This is a genomic window from Streptomyces sp. NBC_00028 (assembly GCF_045041065.1).
Taxonomy (GTDB): domain Bacteria; phylum Actinomycetota; class Actinomycetes; order Streptomycetales; family Streptomycetaceae; genus Streptomyces.
On record NZ_CP108293.1, the window covers coordinates 1,897,743 to 1,914,844 of the forward strand.

General features: G+C 71.6%; 16 protein-coding genes. 6 read left to right on the plus strand and 10 right to left on the minus strand.

Annotation, left to right across the window (positions count from 1 at the left end):
- From narH to narI, 3 genes are read left to right on the plus strand one after another with little or no spacing between them, the layout of a single operon-like run.
- Entirely contained in the window at nt 1–1,608 is a 1,608-nt protein-coding gene (gene narH, locus OG885_RS08295; RefSeq protein WP_405728352.1) for a nitrate reductase subunit beta, read from the plus strand.
- The gene (narJ, locus tag OG885_RS08300) at nt 1,608–2,096 is read left to right on the plus strand and encodes a nitrate reductase molybdenum cofactor assembly chaperone (protein ID WP_399951795.1); all 489 of its coding nucleotides are present in this window, start codon (nt 1,608–1,610) and stop codon (nt 2,094–2,096) included. The genes narH and narJ overlap by 1 nt, the downstream gene beginning before the upstream one ends.
- A complete protein-coding gene (gene narI, locus OG885_RS08305; RefSeq protein WP_405728356.1) occupies nt 2,096–2,818 on the plus strand; it encodes a respiratory nitrate reductase subunit gamma in 723 nt (240 codons plus the stop codon). The genes narJ and narI overlap by 1 nt, the downstream gene beginning before the upstream one ends.
- A gap of 3 nt (nt 2,819–2,821) precedes the next feature.
- On the opposite strand, the gene dnaK is transcribed toward narI, so the two are convergent.
- The 4 genes from dnaK to OG885_RS08325 form a co-directional block, all read right to left on the minus strand.
- The gene (dnaK, locus tag OG885_RS08310) at nt 2,822–4,687 is read right to left on the minus strand and encodes a molecular chaperone DnaK (RefSeq protein WP_405728359.1); all 1,866 of its coding nucleotides are present in this window, start codon (nt 4,685–4,687) and stop codon (nt 2,822–2,824) included.
- A 153-nt stretch (nt 4,688–4,840) separates the two neighbouring features.
- Nucleotides 4,841–5,269, minus strand: coding sequence for an OsmC family peroxiredoxin (locus OG885_RS08315; RefSeq protein ID WP_399951786.1), 429 nt, complete (start codon nt 5,267–5,269; stop codon nt 4,841–4,843).
- 87 nt (nt 5,270–5,356) lie between these two features.
- Complete coding sequence (locus OG885_RS08320) at nt 5,357–7,432, minus strand: phage holin family protein (RefSeq protein WP_405728363.1); 2,076 nt, start codon at nt 7,430–7,432, stop codon at nt 5,357–5,359.
- An 88-nt stretch (nt 7,433–7,520) separates the two neighbouring features.
- Nucleotides 7,521–7,922: a hypothetical protein gene (locus tag OG885_RS08325; protein ID WP_405728366.1), complete on the minus strand. Its 402-nt coding sequence runs from the start codon at nt 7,920–7,922 to the stop codon at nt 7,521–7,523.
- A gap of 83 nt (nt 7,923–8,005) precedes the next feature.
- Here OG885_RS08325 and OG885_RS08330 point away from each other — a divergent pair, with 83 nt between their 5' ends.
- Both OG885_RS08330 and OG885_RS08335 read left to right on the plus strand, forming a co-directional pair.
- Complete coding sequence (locus tag OG885_RS08330; RefSeq protein ID WP_405728369.1) at nt 8,006–8,779, plus strand: MBL fold metallo-hydrolase; 774 nt, start codon at nt 8,006–8,008, stop codon at nt 8,777–8,779.
- On the plus strand, nt 8,776–9,408 hold the full coding sequence (locus OG885_RS08335) for a DedA family protein (RefSeq protein WP_405728372.1): 633 nt from the start codon (nt 8,776–8,778) through the stop codon (nt 9,406–9,408). Before OG885_RS08330 ends, OG885_RS08335 begins: the two co-directional genes overlap by 4 nt.
- On the opposite strand, the gene OG885_RS08340 is transcribed toward OG885_RS08335, so the two are convergent.
- From OG885_RS08340 to OG885_RS08360, 5 genes are all read right to left on the minus strand, one after another.
- Nucleotides 9,405–9,827 carry an ankyrin repeat domain-containing protein gene (locus OG885_RS08340; RefSeq protein WP_405728375.1) on the minus strand — a complete coding sequence of 141 codons (423 nt, stop codon included), beginning with the start codon at nt 9,825–9,827 and terminating at the stop codon, nt 9,405–9,407. The two genes, OG885_RS08335 and OG885_RS08340, sit on opposite strands and share 4 nt — an antisense overlap.
- Before the next feature lie 18 nt (nt 9,828–9,845).
- A complete protein-coding gene (locus OG885_RS08345; protein ID WP_405728378.1) occupies nt 9,846–10,991 on the minus strand; it encodes an MBL fold metallo-hydrolase in 1,146 nt (381 codons plus the stop codon).
- Nucleotides 10,988–12,235 (minus strand): aminotransferase class I/II-fold pyridoxal phosphate-dependent enzyme, encoded by a 1,248-nt coding sequence (locus OG885_RS08350; protein WP_405728381.1) that lies wholly within the window; start codon nt 12,233–12,235, stop codon nt 10,988–10,990. Before OG885_RS08350 ends, OG885_RS08345 begins: the two co-directional genes overlap by 4 nt.
- Before the next feature lie 164 nt (nt 12,236–12,399).
- Nucleotides 12,400–13,038 carry a hypothetical protein gene (locus OG885_RS08355; RefSeq protein ID WP_405728384.1) on the minus strand — a complete coding sequence of 213 codons (639 nt, stop codon included), beginning with the start codon at nt 13,036–13,038 and terminating at the stop codon, nt 12,400–12,402.
- 147 nt (nt 13,039–13,185) lie between these two features.
- Complete coding sequence (locus tag OG885_RS08360; protein WP_405728387.1) at nt 13,186–13,980, minus strand: RNA polymerase sigma factor SigF; 795 nt, start codon at nt 13,978–13,980, stop codon at nt 13,186–13,188.
- Between the two features lie 241 nt (nt 13,981–14,221).
- Between OG885_RS08360 and OG885_RS08365 the strand changes: the two genes are divergently transcribed.
- Complete coding sequence (locus OG885_RS08365) at nt 14,222–16,015, plus strand: thiamine pyrophosphate-requiring protein (protein ID WP_405728390.1); 1,794 nt, start codon at nt 14,222–14,224, stop codon at nt 16,013–16,015.
- A 21-nt stretch (nt 16,016–16,036) separates the two neighbouring features.
- On the opposite strand, the gene OG885_RS08370 is transcribed toward OG885_RS08365, so the two are convergent.
- On the minus strand, nt 16,037–17,017 hold the full coding sequence (locus OG885_RS08370) for an ABC transporter substrate-binding protein (protein WP_405728393.1): 981 nt from the start codon (nt 17,015–17,017) through the stop codon (nt 16,037–16,039).
- Between the last annotated feature and the right edge of the window lie 85 nt (nt 17,018–17,102).

The following is a 17,102-nucleotide window of genomic DNA, read 5'->3' on the forward strand; positions in this document are numbered from 1 at the left end:
ATGCGAGTGATGGCTCAGATCACGATGGTCATGAACCTCGACAAGTGCATCGGCTGCCACACCTGTTCCGTCACCTGCAAGCAGGCGTGGACCAACCGGCAGGGCATGGAGTACGTCTGGTTCAACAACGTGGAGACCCGCCCCGGACAGGGTTATCCACGTCGCTACGAGGACCAGGAGAAGTGGCAGGGCGGCTGGGAGCTGAACAAACGGGGCGCGCTGAAGCTCAAGGCGGGCGGCCGTTTCCAGAAGCTCCTCGGCATTTTCTCCAACCCCAAGCTCCCGGAGATCAAGGACTACTACGAGCCCTGGACCTACGACTACAAGAACCTCACCGACGCCCCGCTCGGCGACGACTACCCGGTGGCCCGGCCGGTGTCGCAGATCGACGGCAAGCCGATGAAGATCAAGTGGTCCTCGAACTGGGACGACAACCTCGCCGGCGCCCCCGCCTACGGCGACCTCGACCCGATGGTCGAGCGGACCCGGCAACAGGCCGCCGACAAGGTGAGGTTCGAGTTCGAGCAGACCTTCATGTTCTATCTGCCGCGCATCTGCGAGCACTGCCTCAACCCGTCCTGCGTCGCCTCGTGTCCGTCGGGCGCGATGTACAAGCGGGCCGAGGACGGCATCGTCCTGGTCGACCAGGACCACTGCCGGGGCTGGCGCATGTGCGTGACCGGATGCCCGTACAAGAAGGTCTACTTCAACCACCGCACCGGCAAGGCCGAGAAGTGCACCATGTGCTACCCGCGCGTCGAGGTGGGCCTGCCGACGGTGTGCTCGGAGACCTGCGTGGGCCGTCTCCGCTATCTCGGGGTGATCCTCTACGACGCCGACAAGGTGACGGAGGCGGCGTCCACGCCCGACGAGAAGGGCCTGTACGAGGCGCAGTTGGGCGTCTTCCTCGACCCGGACGATCCCACCGTGCAGCGGGCGGCCGAGGAGGCGGGGATCTCGTACGACTGGATGGAGGCGGCCCGCCGCTCCCCCGTCCGGGCCCTGATCAGCAAGTACAAGGTGGCGCTCCCGCTGCATCCCGAGTACCGCACGATGCCGATGGTCTGGTACATCCCGCCGCTCTCCCCGGTCGTGGACGCGCTCACCGAGACCGGGCACGACGGTGAGGACGCCCAGAACCTCTTCGGCGCGATCGACACGCTCCGCATCCCGCTGGAGTACCTCGCGGAGGTCTTCACCGCGGGCGACACCGCGCCCGTGCGGGCCTCCCTGGAGAAGCTCGCCGCGATGCGCGCCCATATGCGGGCGATCAACCTGGGCGAGGACCCCGATCCGGCCGTCACCGAGGCGGTCGGGATGAAGCCCGAGGAGATCGAGGAGATGTACCGGCTGCTGGCGATCGCCAAGTACGAGGACCGGTACGTGATCCCGACCGCCGCCGTCGGTGACGCCCGGCGCCTTGAGGAGTCGGCGCTGCCGGAGGGGTGCAGTCTCGAGTACGAGGGCGGTCCGGGCATGGGCGGCGACGGGCCGTTCGGCCAGGACTCCGGGCAGCGCAAGCTGCTGCCGGTGGTGTCCGTGGAGAACTTCCACGGGCTGCGCCGCCGCCAGACGTCCGACGACCCCGCCGACGCCGAGGAGGTCTGATGCCGTCGTACGCCGTGCTGTACCAGGCAGCAGCGCTCTGTCTGACCTACCCCGACGACGACTTCCGCGCCCGGCTGCCGCTGCTGCGTGAAGCGGCCCCGCAGCTGAGGGAGTTCACCGACCACGCGGCGGTGACCCCGGCGCAGGAGCTGGCCGCGCACTACGTCCAGGTCTTCGACTTCAAGAACCGGCACAGCCTGTACCTGAGCTGGTGGCAGGACGGGGACACCCGGCGGCGCGGGATGTCGCTGGTCCGCTTCAAGGACGTCTACCGGGCCGCCGGTCTGGAGTTCACCGGCGAGGAGCTGCCCGACTTCCTGCCCGCGGTCCTCGAGTTCGCGGCCCGCACCGGCGACACCGACCTGCTCACCGAACACCGGGACGGCCTGGAGCAGTTGCGCTCCCGGCTCACCGCGTTCGGGACCCCGTACGCGTCCGTCCTGGACGCCGTATGCGCCACACTGCCCAACCACACCGGGGTGCGCTGATGACCACACTCCTCTGGGGCGTGCTGCCGTACGTCGCCCTCGCCCTGCTCGTCGCCGGACTCGTCTGGCGCTACCGCTACGACAAGTTCGGCTGGACGACCCGCAGTTCGCAGGTCTACGAGTCGAAGCTGCTGAACATCGCCTCGCCCGCCTTCCACTACGGCATCCTCTTCGTCCTGGCCGGGCACCTCGTCGGGCTGTTCATCCCGATGTCGTGGACGGACAAGGTGGGGATCAGCGAGCACACGTACCATCTGTTCTCGCTCTACGGCGGCACCGCGGCCGGGGTCCTCACCGTCGCCGGGATCGTGCTGCTCGTCTACCGCCGCAGGACGCGCGCCCCCGTCTTCCGCGCGACCACCGCCAACGACAAGCTCATGTACCTGGTGCTGCTCGGCGCCATCGCGATGGGCATGATCGCCAAGCTGACCCACGCCTCCGGCGACGGCTACAACTACCGTCAGTCCATCGCCCCTTGGACGCGCAGCCTGTTCACCCTCCAGCCGGACATCGACCGGATGCACGGTGTGCCGGTGCTGTACCAGGTCCATGCGGTGATCGGGATGGCGCTGATCGCGTTCGTGCCGTACAGCAGGCTGGTGCATATGTTCAGCGCCCCGGTGCAGTACCTGTTCCGGCCCTATGTCGTCTACCGGGCACGCGACCCCAGGAGGCTGGGGCCGCGTCCGGAACGGCGGGGCTGGGAGCGCGCCGGCTCGTAGGGCTCAGGCTGCCCCGCCCTTCTGTTCCCGGTCCTCGTCGACGATCTCCGCGTCCACCACGCCCTCCTCCTCGGGGGGCGTGGTGGTCTGCTGTTCGGTGCCGTGGGGCTCCGACTGCTGGGCCTGCGCGTACATCGCCTGGCCCACCCGCTGGCTGACGGTGGCCAGGTTCTCGACGCCGTTGCGCAGGGCCGTGGTGTCGGCGTTCTGCTCCAGGAGCGTCTTGAGTTCAGCGATCGCCGACTCCACGTCCGCCTTGGTCTCGGCGGGGACGCGTTCGTCGTTCTCGCGGAGGAACTTCTCGGTCTGGTAGACGAGTTGCTCGGCCTGGTTGCGGGTCTCGGCGGCCTCCCGGCGTTTGCGGTCCTCCTCCGCGTACTGTTCGGCGTCCCGCATCATGCGGTCGATGTCGTCCTTGGGCAGCGCCGAGCCGCCGGTGACGGTCATCTTCTGCTCACGGCCGGTCGCGAGGTCCTTCGCGGAGACGTGCATGATCCCGTTGGCGTCGATGTCGAAGGCGACCTCGATCTGCGGGACACCGCGCGGTGCGGGCGGCAGGCCGGTGAGGTCGAAGACGCCGAGCTTCTTGTTGTAGGCGGCGATCTCGCGTTCGCCCTGGTAGACCTGGATGCCGACCGAGGGCTGGTTGTCGGTGGCGGTGGTGAAGATCTCCGAACGCCGGGTCGGGATCGTGGTGTTGCGCTCGATGAGCTTCGTCATGATGCCGCCCTTGGTCTCGATGCCCAGGGACAGCGGGGTCACGTCGAGGAGCAGGACGTCCTTCACGTCGCCGCGGACGACGCCCGCCTGGAGCGCGGCGCCGAGGGCGACGACCTCGTCCGGGTTGACGCCCTTGTGCGGGTCCTTGCCGGTGAGTTCCTTGACGAGGTCGGTGACGGCGGGCATCCGGGTCGAGCCGCCCACGAGGATGACGTGGTCGACCGCGGCGAGCTTGATCCCGGCGTCCTTGACGGCCTGGTGGAAGGGGGTCTTGCAGCGGTCGAGCAGGTCGGCGGTGAGCTCCTGGAACTGAGCGCGCGTCAGCTTCTCGTCGAGGTGCAGCGGGCCTTCGGCGGAGGCGGTGATGTACGGGAGGTTGATCGTGGTCTCGGAGGAGCTGGACAGCTCGATCTTGGCCTTCTCGGCGCCCTCGCGCAGCCGTTGCAGGGCCATCTTGTCCTTGCCGAGGTCGATGCCGTACTGCCCCTGGAACTTCTTCACCAGGTGCTCGACCACCCGCTGGTCCCAGTCGTCGCCGCCGAGATGCGTGTCGCCGTTGGTCGCCTTGACCTCGATGACACCGTCACCGATCTCCAGGAGCGACACGTCGAAGGTGCCGCCGCCGAGGTCGAAGACGAGGACGGTCTGCTCCTCGCCCCGGTCCAGGCCGTAGGCGAGGGCGGCGGCGGTCGGCTCGTTGATGATCCGCAGCACCTTCAGGCCCGCGATCTCGCCGGCCTCCTTGGTGGCCTGCCGCTGGGCGTCGTCGAAGTACGCCGGGACGGTGATCACCGCGTCGGTGACGTCCTCGCCCAGATAGGACTCGGCGTCCCGCTTCAGCTTCTGCAGCACCCGCGCCGACAGCTCCTGCGCCCGGTAGCGGGTGCCGTCGACCGACCCCTGCTCCGGGAACCGCCAGCCGCCGTCACCCATGTACCGCTTCACGGACCGGGCCGTCCGCTCCACGTTCGTCACCGCCTGCCGCTTGGCGACCTCTCCGACCAGCACCTCCCCGTTCTTGGCGAAGGCCACCACCGACGGTGTGGTCCTGGCCCCCTCCGCATTGGCGACGACCGTGGGGTCGCCGCCCTCCAGGACGGCCACCACGGAGTTCGTGGTCCCCAGATCGATCCCGACCGCGCGTCCCATCGCTGTCCCCTTCCGCCAGGGCACTTCCCGGACTCCAGCACAAAACTTGAGTGAGCCCTTGTCAATGCCGCGTACCCCGAAATACGGGTACCCCGAAAAGGACGGTGCCGCGCCCCTCACGGGGACGCGGCATCCGGGAACGTACGGGAAGGATCAGGCGAGCTTCGCCGAGAGGGTGATCGGTACGGCCTTGAGGGCCTGGCTGACGGGGCAGCCCACCTTGGCCTCCTCGGCGGCGGCGACGAACGCCTCCTCGTCGATGCCCGGCACGGTGCCCTCGACGGTGAGGTGGATGCCGGTGATGCCCTCTCCCGGCTGGAAGGTGACGTCGGCGGAGGTGGTGAGCTTGGTGGCCGGGGTGCCGGCGCCGGCCAGGGCGTGCGAGAACGCCATGGAGAAGCAGCTGGAGTGGGCGGCCGCGATCAGCTCTTCGGGGCTGGTCTTGCCGTTCGCCTCCTGGGCGCGGGAAGCCCACGTCACCGGCTGCTGGGCGATGGCGCCGGAGGAGTCGAAGGAGACGACTCCGTTGCCCTCGAGCAGGTTGCCTTCCCAGACGGTGTGTGCGGAGCGCGTGGTAGCCACGGGTTCTTCCTTTCAGACATGGGCCCATGTAGGGGTTCCGTGTCCCATCCGATCACACTTGGGCGCACCGCACGCTCAAGACAGCTGTCAGGCCGCCCGCCGTTCGTCCTGACGTTCCGGCAGCGGCACCTGAGGGCCGTCGGATTCACGCAGCCAGCGGCGCAGCACATGGTGGACCTGTTCGGCGCCGACGAGTTCCTGGTCGTCGTCGACCGGTGCGGACAGAGCGGCCGGCGACAGCAGGAACGGCCGCCCCTGCGCCCCGCCGAGCCCGCCGTGCGAGCCGATCTGCTCCTCGAAGGCGAGGACTTCGCCGTCGCCCGGGTCGTACGAGGAGTTGACCATGATGTCGGCGGTGTGCGCGAAGCCGTGCGTACGGCGTACGGCGTCGGCGGCGCCCGGCCCGAAAGCGGCCAACGGGCCCGGGTTCTCGTCCAGTTCGTTGACCGGGATCTCCGTACCGAACGGCCCGAGCACCACCCCGCCGTGCTCCTCGCTGCGTACGAGGAGGAAGCCGATGCCGGGATGGTTGGCGAGCGTGGTCAGCAGGGCGGGATGGCGGGCGTCGATCTCCTCCTTGCTCATCCGGTGCGGCACGTCCGGGAACGAGATCAGGCCGAGGTTGCCGGAGGCCAGCACGAGCGGCTCGGAGCTGCGGCGCGAGGGCCGGTGCTGCTCGCGGCTCTCCTCGACGGGGCGGCGCAGGGCGGCGCGGACGGCCGCGCGGGCCTCGGCGCCGCTGTGGGTGCGCCGCGCCTTGCGCGGTACGGGCAGTCCGCAGCCGGCCCGCACCAGGTCGCCGAGGGTGAGGCCGTAGCGGGTCTGGAAGGTCTCGCCGGGGCTCTGGCCGTGGTCGGACAGGACGACGATCCGGTACGGGCGCGGGGCGTGTTCGGCGACGTTCTCGATCAGCGCCAGGGACCGGTCGAGGCGTTCGAGGACCTTCTCGGCGTCCCGGCTCATCGGCCCGGAGTGGTGGGCGACCTCGTCGTAGGCGACGAGGTCGGCGTAGACGGCGGTGCGTCCGGCGAGCATGTCGCCCATCACCGCGGCGACCACGACGTCCCGTTCCACGACGGTGGCGAAGGCCCGGATGAAGGGGTAGAGGCCCCCGCGACTCACCCGCGGCCGCACCCGGCGGACCCGGCCCCGGGTCGACTGGCCGATCTCCCGGCCCACCTCCGCGACGAAGGACAGCGCGGTGCGTACGGCGTTGGCGGGGTCGGAGAAGTACGCGAAGTAGCCCGCGCGGGACCGGGTCTCCCGGCTGCGCCTGCGGGTGGCGATGGACAGCACGAGCGCCTGTTCGTCGGCGCCCCCGCTGAAGAGGTTGCCGCGACTGGCGCCGTCGGCGCCGAGCAGCCCGCCGTCCCCGGTGCGTTCGACCGCCCGGCGCTGGAGTTCGGCGGCGCTGGTGGGGCGGTTGCAGACCATCACCTCCCGGTTGTCCTTCTCGTACCAGCGGAACGCCGGCACGTCCTCGTTGCTGCCGTGCAGGATGCCGAGCTGGCTGGCGCCGGTCTGGCTGGACCAGTCGGTGCGCCACGGGGTGAGCCGGTGGGTGCCGCTGTCCAGCCAGCGGGCGAGGGTGGGCATGACGCCGGTGGCGACGGCGACCCGCAGGACGTCGTGGCCGACGCCGTCCAGCTGGAGGAAGACCATGCCCGGCGCGGAGGGGGCGAGCGGGCCGCCTCTGCGACGGCGGTCGGCGAGCCGGTAGAGCCGGCGCCGGTAGGCGTCGTCGTCCCGCACGGCGAGGGCCGCGCCGGTCGCGGAGGCGACGGCCGACATCACGGCGGCGACCACGACCGCGGTCTCCCACGCGGCGGCGCCCCGCTCGGTCGGGTTCAGCCGCAGCGCCAGCAGGAGCAGGAAGCCGTTGAGCACGAAGACCAGCAGCCCGAGCACCAGGGCGGGCACCAGCAGCAGGAGCCGTACGAGCAGCGGCCAGACCAGGGCCGACAGGACACCGAAGGCACCGGCGCCGAGGGCCGCGGTGACGGCGATGTCGGTGGCGCTGTCGCCGTCCGCGGACCTGAGCTGGAAGTCCGGCAGGATGCCCGCGAGGACGAGCATGGTGATCGTGGAGACCGCCCACACCGCGACACTCCGCCCCGCCTGACTGGCGATCCGCCGCCAACGCCCGCCTCGCACGCCCCGCACACCTCACGTCCCCGGCCCGCCCTCGGCGCGGGCCTGGCCCCACCCTGTCACAACGGACGGAAGTTCCCCCGGCGAAGCCTGGTGGCCGCTACCGGCCGTCGTACCCGGCCGTCGGCATCGACAGGCGGCGGTGGATGCTGGCCTTCATCTGGGCGTCGTACGACGGTTCCGCCGATCCCACCGTCTCCACCCGCACCCCGCGCCGGGCGCACTCGGTGAGGAAGTCCTCCACGGAGGACAGGGCGCTCTCCAGGACCCGGCGGCTGGGCGCGACGAAGAGGTCGAGGCCGGGACGGACGCCGTCCCACAGCACACAGTGGTCGGGACGCAGGCCGCGCACGAGGAGTTCCCGGCTGACGATGTAGCCCTGCTCGGCGGCCCAGCGGGCGCACATCGCGTGCTGACTGCGGGCGTCCACCAGGAAGGGATCGGCCTCCAGCTCCTCCAGCGGCGTCAGACTCGCGATCGCCGTGACGCGAACCGGTCCCATGGCGTCCCCCTCACCTCCGGGTTTCGCCGCCGACCCTACTCCTGCCCGTAGGCTTCGGGGAGTCGCGCGAAGGAGGCAAAGAGGTGCCGGTGGAGATCACCTGGTGGGGTCACGCGACCTGCACGGTCGAGGACTCGGACGTCCGTGTGCTCACCGACCCGCTGTTCGCCCGCCGCCTCGCCCATCTGCGTCGCCGTCGGGGCGCGGTGCCACCGCCCGGCGCCTGGCGTGCGGACGTGGCGCTCGTCTCCCATCTGCACGCCGATCATCTGCACATTCCGTCGTTGGAGCGACTGTCCCCGGGCACGCGCCTGCTCGTGCCCCGGGGCGCACCCCGTGCGGTGCCCGGGCTCCGCCGGCTCGCCCATCTCCAGGTCAGCGAGGTGGTGCCGGGCGACGAGACGGTGATCGGGGACCTGGTCGTACGGACGGTGCCGGCCCGACACGACGGACGGCGGCTGCCCGTGGGACCCCGCCGTTCCCCCGCGCTCGGCTATGTCGTCGAGGGCGAGGCCCGTACCTACTTCGCCGGGGACACCGGCCTGTTCGACGACATGGCGAAGGAGGTCGGGCCGGTCGACGTGGCCCTGCTGCCGGTCGGCGGCTGGGGGCCGTACCTCGGTGAGGGACATCTGGACGCGGGGCGTGCCGCCGAGGCGCTGGCCCGGCTGGACCCGGTCAGCGCGGTGCCGGTGCACTACGGCACGTACTGGCCGATCGGGATGGACGCCGTGCGCCCCCATGAATTCCATGCCCCCGGTGCGGAGTTCGTGCGACTCGCGGCGGAGCGTGCGCCGGGCGTGTCGGTGCATCGGCTCGCGCACGGGGAGAGCGTGCGCCCGGGGGTGGCCCGGTGACGGAGGCGTGGCTGGCGGCGGCCGCCAGAACCGTGCCGCCCGAGTCGACACAGCAGGCGCTCGGATATCCGTCGCTGTTCCTGCTGGTGCTGATCGGGGCACTGGTGCCGGTGGTGCCCACGGGGGCGCTGGTCAGTTCGGCCGCTGTGGTGGCGTTCCATCAGACGGCGCCGTTCTCCATGGCGTTGGTGTTCGTGACCGCCTCGCTGGCCGCGTTCCTCGGGGACATCGCGCTGTACTGGCTGGGGCGGCGCGGGATGCGGTCGAAGAACGGGTCGCGCTGGCTGGAGGCGATCCGGTCCCGGGCGCCCGAGGACCGGCTGACGCAGGCGCAGGAGAAGCTGGCCGAGCACGGGGTGGCGGTGCTGGTGCTGTCCCGGATGGTGCCGGCGGGCCGGATCCCGGTGATGCTGGCCTGTCTGATGGCCAAGTGGCCACTGCGGCGGTTCGCGCGCGGGAACCTTCCGGCCTGCCTGGCGTGGGCGGTGACGTACCAGCTGATCGGGATCCTCGGTGGCTCCCTGTTCAGCGAGCCCTGGGAGGGCGTGGTGGCGGCGATCGTGTTGACGGTGGCGGTCAGCGCGGCGCCGAGCCTGTGGCGCCGGGTGCGCAGGACCGCCAAGGCCTAACTCCGGTGCGCTCCGGCCGTGATGAGCAGTTCGGCGGTGGCGGGGTGCGGGCCGTTGTCCGCCCACCGCAAGGGGGACCAGCCGGTTCCGTGGTCCTCACGGAGGTTCGGGTCGGCGCCGTGCGCCAGCAGTTCCCGCACGGCCTCGGTGTGGCCCCAGCAGGCGGCTGCGCAGAGCGGCGTGCCCTGCGAGCCGTCGCCCTCGCTCTCCGTGTCGGGGCGCGCTCCGGCCCGCAGGAGCACGCGCGCGACCTCGGCCTCCCCCTGCACCGACGCCAGGTAGAGCGGTGTGGCGCCGTCGTCGTACGGTCGCTCCGGGTCCGCTCCCCGTTTCAGCAGCGCCCGCACGCGGACGGCGTCGCCCGCCAGGGTCGCCGCGAAGAGCTGGTGGGTGAGCTTCTTGCGTCGCCGTCGGTTCATGGGGGGCGACGCTAGCGATCACGAGGGCGGAGCGGCCACCGAATTGCGGCTCGTCGGGGTGCGGCCCAGGACCCTGGACCCGCCCACCGGCAGGTCCCACAGGTCCGCTCGTTCGAGTCCCGCCTTCTCCCAGGCGGCCCGCACCCGGGTGAGCGGCTCCAGTACCGGCTCCGCGGACAGGACGAACGTGCCCCAGTGCATGGGGGCCATCCGTCGCGCCCCCAGATCCTGGGCCGCCCGGACCGCCTCCTCCGGATCGCAGTGGACGTCGCTGAGCCACCAGCGGGGGTCGTAGGCGCCGATGGGCAGGAGGGTCAGGTCGATGCCGGGGTAGCGCCGGCCGATGCGGGAGAACCAGTGGCCGTAACCGGTGTCTCCGGCGAAGTGGACCCGCCCGCCGTCCGCGGCGGTGAGGATCCAGCCGCCCCACAGGCTGCGACAGGTGTCGGTGAGGGTGCGCTTGGACCAGTGGTGGGCGGGGACGAAGTCGAAGCGGACGCCGTTCAGTTCGGCCGCCTCCCACCAGTCGAGCTCGGTGACCTGGGTGAACCGGCGGCGCCTGAACCAGGCGGCGAGGCCCGCGGGGACGAACACCGGGGTGTCGCGCGGGAGTCGGCGCAGGGTGGGGGCGTCCAGATGGTCGTAGTGGTTGTGGCTGATGACGACGGCGTCGACGCGCGGCAGCGCGCTCCAGGCGATGCCAACCGGTGTGATCCGGGCCGGGGTGCCGAGGATGCGACGGGACCAGACGGGGTCGGTGAGGACGGTCAGGCCGCCGATCCGCACCACCCAACTGGCGTGGCCCGCCCAGGAGACGGCGATGGTGCGGGCGTCGACGCGGGGCAGCGGCCCCGGCTCGAAAGGCAGCCGGGGGATGTCGGCGAGACCCTCGCGCCCGGGCCGCACGGAGCCTTCGCGGGCGAAGCGGGCCATGGCCTTGAGGCCGGGCAGGGGGGCGGTGAGCCGGTCGTGGAAGGTGCGCGGCCAGACCCGGCGCTCACCCAGGGGGCGGGGTTCGGCGAGCGGCGGGAAGGGCGGGGCGAACGGTGCCGCGAGGGGTGACGCGGTGGCCGGATCGTCGGTCTCCCGGGTGCTCGTGCTCGAACCGGGCCTGCGCGGACCGGCTGTGCTCGAACCGGCCGTACTCGTGGACTGCTGCGTCATCGAGGAGGCTCCCATCGCTGAGCGTCGTCGCGGAGATCGTCGAAAACCGACTGCAAAGTGATCAACGCACGGTGCACGTGTGGCAGTTCCAACGGTGTGGTCGAACTGAGGCATTCCTCGAGTTCCTCGTCCGTCCCGGCGAGCAGCGCGCCGGTCGACAGCCGGACCCTGAGGGCGCCCAGGTCGTCGCCGAAGCGGTGGCCGCCGGGGGCCGGCATGCCGAGCCGGGCGGCGAGGAACTCCTCCAGGTCCTGTGCGTCGCCGACGCCGTGCGCGCCGAGGGCGGTGCGCAGCGGGCCGAGGTCGGCGTAGAGGTGGCGGCCGGCCTGCGGGGGCCGGGCCAGGGCGCCGGCCGAGACGACGGCGGTGTGCGCGGCGGCGGCCACGCGCGCGTGCAGGCGTACGGCGGCGGCGAGACGGTCGGTCACCGGCTCGGGTTCGGCGAGCGCGTAGCAGGCCGCGGCGGCGACGGGGGCGGCCACGCGGGCGCCCAGCGCGGTCAGCACGTCGAGGACACGCGCGCGCAGGCCGTCGCCGACGTCCCCTTCGGGGAAGCGGGCGATCGCGGCGGGCCAGCCCGGTGGGAGCAGGGCGCCGGCCAGGTCGGTGACGACGGTGACGCGGTCGGGCAGCATCTCGGCCGGACTCAGCCACATGGTGTCGTGCGGGGCGTGCACGGTGTCGCGCCAGGTCTCGTCGCTGACCAGGTGCAGGCCCTCGCCCGCGGCGGCCTCCACGGCCTCGTGCAGCATCTCGGGCGGCGCCACGGTGGCGGTCGGGTCGTCGGCCACGGACAGCACGAGAAGCCGCGGGTCACCGCCCTCGTCCCGCACCCGGCGCACGGTCTCCAGCAGGGCGTACGGGTCCGGGACCCCGCCGCCCTCCGCCGGTGTCGCCACGTGGAACACGGGTCGTCCCAACAGGCGCGCGTACGGCGCCCACCAGGCCGCGCACGGCCGCGGCACCAGGACGTCGCCGCCGACGGCCGCGGTGAGCGCGAGCAGCAGGGAGGGGGCGCCGGGGGCGGCCACGACGCGCTCGGGCCCGGCGGACAGTCCACGCCGGGCCCAGTAGCCGCGCGCGGCGTCCGCGAGGGCCGCGCCGCCGCCGACGGGTTCGCTGCCACCCCTGGCCGCCGCCGCGGCGAGCACGTCCGACAGCTCGGGCAGTACCGGCAGCCCGTCGTCCGGCAGCGGCGGCCCGTAGCGGACCGGCCCGTATCCTTCGGGGTCCGTGCGCCGCATCCGTACCTCCGGGTGAGCTGCTGTGTCGCGGGGCCGTCGGGTGTCCGGTCCTTCGGCCGGCTACGGCGGGGGCGTGCGCCCCACGCTCTGCGTACCCAGGGTGGCGGGTGCCGATAGGGGGCCGCTCGCGTTGCGCCGGTCACACGGCGGCGGGCCGGGCCGCGTCAGCCTTGCGCGCGGGGCGATCGGCGCCGCACCCGGTACACGGCGCCGCCGAGCGCGCCCGCGATGAGCACACCGCCCGCGACCAGCGCCGGTACGGAGTCGGTGAAGGCCCCGCCGGTCCCGGCGTGCACGCCTCGCTGGACCGGCGCGCTGGTGCTGGGGCACGGTTCGACGCGGGGCTCGACGCGGGGTTCGGTGCAGCTCTGCCGGCCATCGCCACCGCTGCTGCTGCCGCTGCCGCCGGTCACGTCGAACGTCGCGCTCCACGGCTTGCCCTGCGCCCCGGCCGCCCCCGGACACGTCCCGTCCACGGTCCATGCCGAGTCGTCCTCGTAGTCCCCCGCGGACGCGACCCGCGCGGTCCCCCGATAGGCGGGCCCCGCCGCGGCGCCGTCGTTGCCGGGCACCCGCTGCAACAGCACGGTCCCCTCGTCGAAGGCCTGCGAGGTGGCCTCGATGGTGGCGGCCGCGTCGGCGCCGCCCGGATCACAGGAGACGGACACGGTGACACTGCCACCAGGTTCCGCGCTGCCTGGACTGACCTCGGCCGCGGGGTCCGCGAAGGCGACCGGCACGACACCGCCGAAGGCGGCGCCCGCCAGAACGACGACGGACAGGGCACGGGCGGTGCGGCGCATGAACGGAGCTCCTTAGACCGCGGACAGGTCACTAGACCCATCACAGCCCGCACCCGCGAAGGACGCGCGCGCCGAGGCCCCATTCGCAGGACAGTTTGACGCCGAGCGGGTGAAACGCCCTCAGGGGCGAACCCGCGCCCCCCACCCTCAGGCGGCGTCCCTCAGCACCTGCTCCCGCACCTTCCCGCAACACCGGCTGATCAGCCGCGACACATGCATCTGCGAGATCCCGAGCTGCTCGGCGATCCGACTCTGCGTCATGTCCCCGAAGAACCGCATGTACAAGATCGCCCGCTCCCGCTCGGGCAGCGCGGCGAGCCGGGGTGCGACCGACTCCCGGTCGACCACCGTGTCCAGCGCCGGGTCCGGGGACCCCAGCGCGTCGCTCAGGGAGTACCCGTCCTCGCTGCCGGGCAGCTCCGCGTCCAGCGACAGCGCGGTGAAGCTCTCCAGTGCCTCCAGGCCGACCAGCACGTCCTCCTCGCTCATCCGGGCGTGCTCGGCGATCTCCGCGACGGTGGGGCGGCGGCCGGGGATGGTCTGGGAGAGGTCCTGGCTCGCGAACCGCACCCGGTTGCGCAGGTCCTGCACCCGGCGCGGCACGTGCAGCGTCCACATGTGGTCGCGGAAGTGCCGCTTGATCTCGCCGGTGATGGTGGGCACGGCGTAGCTCTCGAAGGCGTTGCCGAGCTCGGGGTCGTAGCGGTCGACGGCCTTGACCAGGCCGAGGGCCGCCACCTGGCGCAGGTCGTCGAGGCTCTCGCCGCGGCTGCGGAACCGTCCCGCGAGCCGGTCGGCCATGGGCAGCCAGGCCTCGATGATCTCTCCGCGCAGGGTGTCGCGCTCGGGCCCCTCGGGCAGCTCGGCCAGTCGGCGGAAGGCGGCCGCGGTGTCGGGGGCGTCGTCGTGCGGGTGGTGCTTCGCGCTCGTACGCGTGGACATGATGCGTCGCAACTCCCTTGGTGGTGCGCTGGGTTGCACGGTCACCGTGGGAGGCCGGCCCGGACAGGCACAGCCGTGGCGGCGCGAGGGCCGCTCCCACGGACGTGCCTCCTGTCCGAAGCACTGACAGTGCGCCTGCCCCCGGCCCCCGCCCGCAAACCCGAGCACAGGTTTTCCCGGGGCCCACGGGGTGACTCGGAAGGCGCTGCCTGTGCATTTCCGACGTCCGGGAGGTTTCTCCATGAGCACCAAGGTCTCCGATCACATCCTGCAGCGCCTGCGTGAATGGGGTGTGGAGCAGGTGTTCGGCTATCCCGGCGACGGCATCAACGGTCTGCTCGCCGCGTGGGGCCGGGCCGAGAACCAGCCGCGGTTCGTGCAGTCGCGGCACGAGGAGATGTCGGCGTTCGAGGCGGTCGGTTACGCCAAGTTCAGCGGCCGCGTCGGTGTGTGCGCGGCGACGTCCGGGCCCGGCGCGATCCATCTCCTCAACGGTCTGTACGACGCCAAGCTGGACCATGTGCCGGTGCTGGCGATCGTCGGCCAGACGCACCGCACCGCGATGGGCGGCTCGTACCAGCAGGAGGTCGACCTGCACACCCTGTTCAAGGACGTCGCCTCGGACTTCGTGGAGACGGTGACGGTCCCCGAGCAGTTGCCGAACGTCCTTGACCGGGCGCTGCGCACCGCGTACGCCCGCCGCGCCCCCACGGCGATCATCGTGCCGGGAGATGTGCAGGAGCTCGACTACTCGCCGCCCACGCACGAGTTCAAGATGGTGCCGTCGAGCCTGGACCTCAGTTCGTGGACGTCGGTGCCGTCCGAGGAGTCCCTGAACCGGGCCGCCGAGATCCTCAACTCCGGTGACAAGGTGGCCCTTCTGGTGGGTCAGGGCGCGGCGGGGGCGCGCGCGGAGGTGGAGCGGATCGCCGAGCTGCTCGGCGCGGGCGTCGCCAAGGCGCTCCTCGGCAAGGACGCGCTGAGCGACGAACTCCCGTATGTCACCGGCTCGATCGGTCTGCTGGGGACGCGCCCGTCGTACGAGCTGATGCGGGACTGCGACACCCTGCTGACCATCGGATCGTCTTTCCCCTACACGCAGTTCATGCCGGAGTTCGGCAAGGCGCGCGGGGTCCAGATCGACATCGACCCGCACATGGTCGGGATGCGCTATCCGTACGAGGTGAATCTCGTCGGCGACGCGAAGGCGACGCTGGAGCGGCTGATCCCGATGATCGACGGGAACCGTGGACGTGAGTGGCACGACACGGTGTGCGACAACGTGCGGCGCTGGCGCGAGGTGATGGGGCGGCGGGCGGAGCAGTCGGCCGACCCGATCAACCCGGAGTACGTGGCCGCCGCCCTGGACCCGCTGCTGCCCGCGAACGCGATCGTGTCCTCCGACTCGGGCTCGGCGGCCAACTGGTACGCCCGCCATCTGACGATGCGGCCCGGCATGCGCGGATCGCTGTCCGGCACGCTGGCGACGATGGGCTGCGGAGTGCCGTACGCGATCGGTGCGAAGTTCGCGCATCCGGACCGGCCGGCGATCGCGCTGGTCGGGGACGGGGCGATGCAGATGAACGGGATGGCGGAGCTGATCACGGCGGCGAAGTACAAGGATCTGTGGGAGGACCCGCGGCTGGTGGTCGCGGTGTGGAACAACCACGACCTCAACCAGGTGACATGGGAGATGCGGGCCATGGAGGGCGCCCCGTCCTTCCTGCCCTCGCAGGAGCTCCCGGACGTCCAGTACGCCGCGTTCGCCCGTTCGCTCGGTCTGACCGGCATCCGGGTGGAGAAGCCCGAGGACGTCGAGGCGGGCTGGCGCGCCGGTCTTGAGGCGGACGGGCCCGCGGTCATCGAGTTCCTCACCGACCCGGCCGTACCGCCGATTCCGCCGCACGCCACCTGGGACCAGATGGAGGCCACGGCCGCGTCGATCCTCAAGGGCGACGCGGACCGCGGCTCGATGATCAAGCAGGGACTGAAGGCGAAGGTCCAGGAGTTCCTGCCGGGGCGGGACAGGAAGTGAGCGCCCGCCGGGTTCTCCGGGCTACTTGAACAGCGCCTGGATGTCCGGCTTCTTGTCGCCGAAGAGGCCGTCCTGTTCGCCGAGGGAGGCCAGCTTCTCCAGGGAGGCCGTGTCGACCTCGGCGGGCCAGGCGGGCAGGGTGAGCGTGTCCAGCAGATCCGTGCCGATCTTGGTGTAGGCCGTGAGGATCTGCCGTGCCTCGTCCGGGTGTTGGGAGGCGTAGGTCAGCGACTCGGTCATCGCCTCGGTGAACTTCTTCACCAACTCGGGGTTGCGCTGGGCGATCTGGGTGGAGGTGAAGTACGTCGCCACGGTCAGTTCGGGGTCGGTCTCGGCGAACGGGGACGCCACGATCCGCGCGCCCTGCTGTTCGGCGAGGGATTTCGCCGGGTCGCCCATCCAGGCGGCGTCGACGCGTCCGCCGTCGAGGGCGGCGGGCATCTGGTCGAAGGGGATCTCGACGAACTTGACCTTGTCGGGGTCGCCGCCCGCCTTGCGCACGGACTCCCTGACTGTCGTACTCCCGATGTTCTGAAGGGTGTTGACCGCCACGGTGTGTCCGGCCAGGTCCTTCGCCGACTTGACGGGGCTGTCCTTCTTGACGAGGACACCCGTGACGTCGGCGCCCACCTTGCCGTTGGAGGCGGCGCCGTTGACCACGGACTTGATGGGGACGCCCTTGGTCTGGGCGATCATCAGCGACGTGGTGTTGCTGAACCCGAACTGGAACTGTCCGCTCACCACACCGGGGATGATCGCGGCGCCGCCCTGGGCGGTCACCATCTTCAGCTCGATGCCGCGGTCGGCGAAGAACCCCTTCTTCTGCCCGAGATACAGGGGCGCCACGTCGATGATCGGGATGATGCCCACCGTCACCTGCGTCGCCTTGCCCCCGCTCGCCGCCGGGGCCCCGCCGCTGCCCGAGTCGGAGGAACCGCAGCCGGCGGCGCCGACGACGACCATCGCCGCGGTGACAAGTCCGAGTGTGCGCCGCCGTTGCATGGGTCCCCCTGGAGACTCGGACGGTCGAACCACCAATGGTGCGCAGATTCTTGACGCCCGCAATCTACAGGCACACCTTGACCGT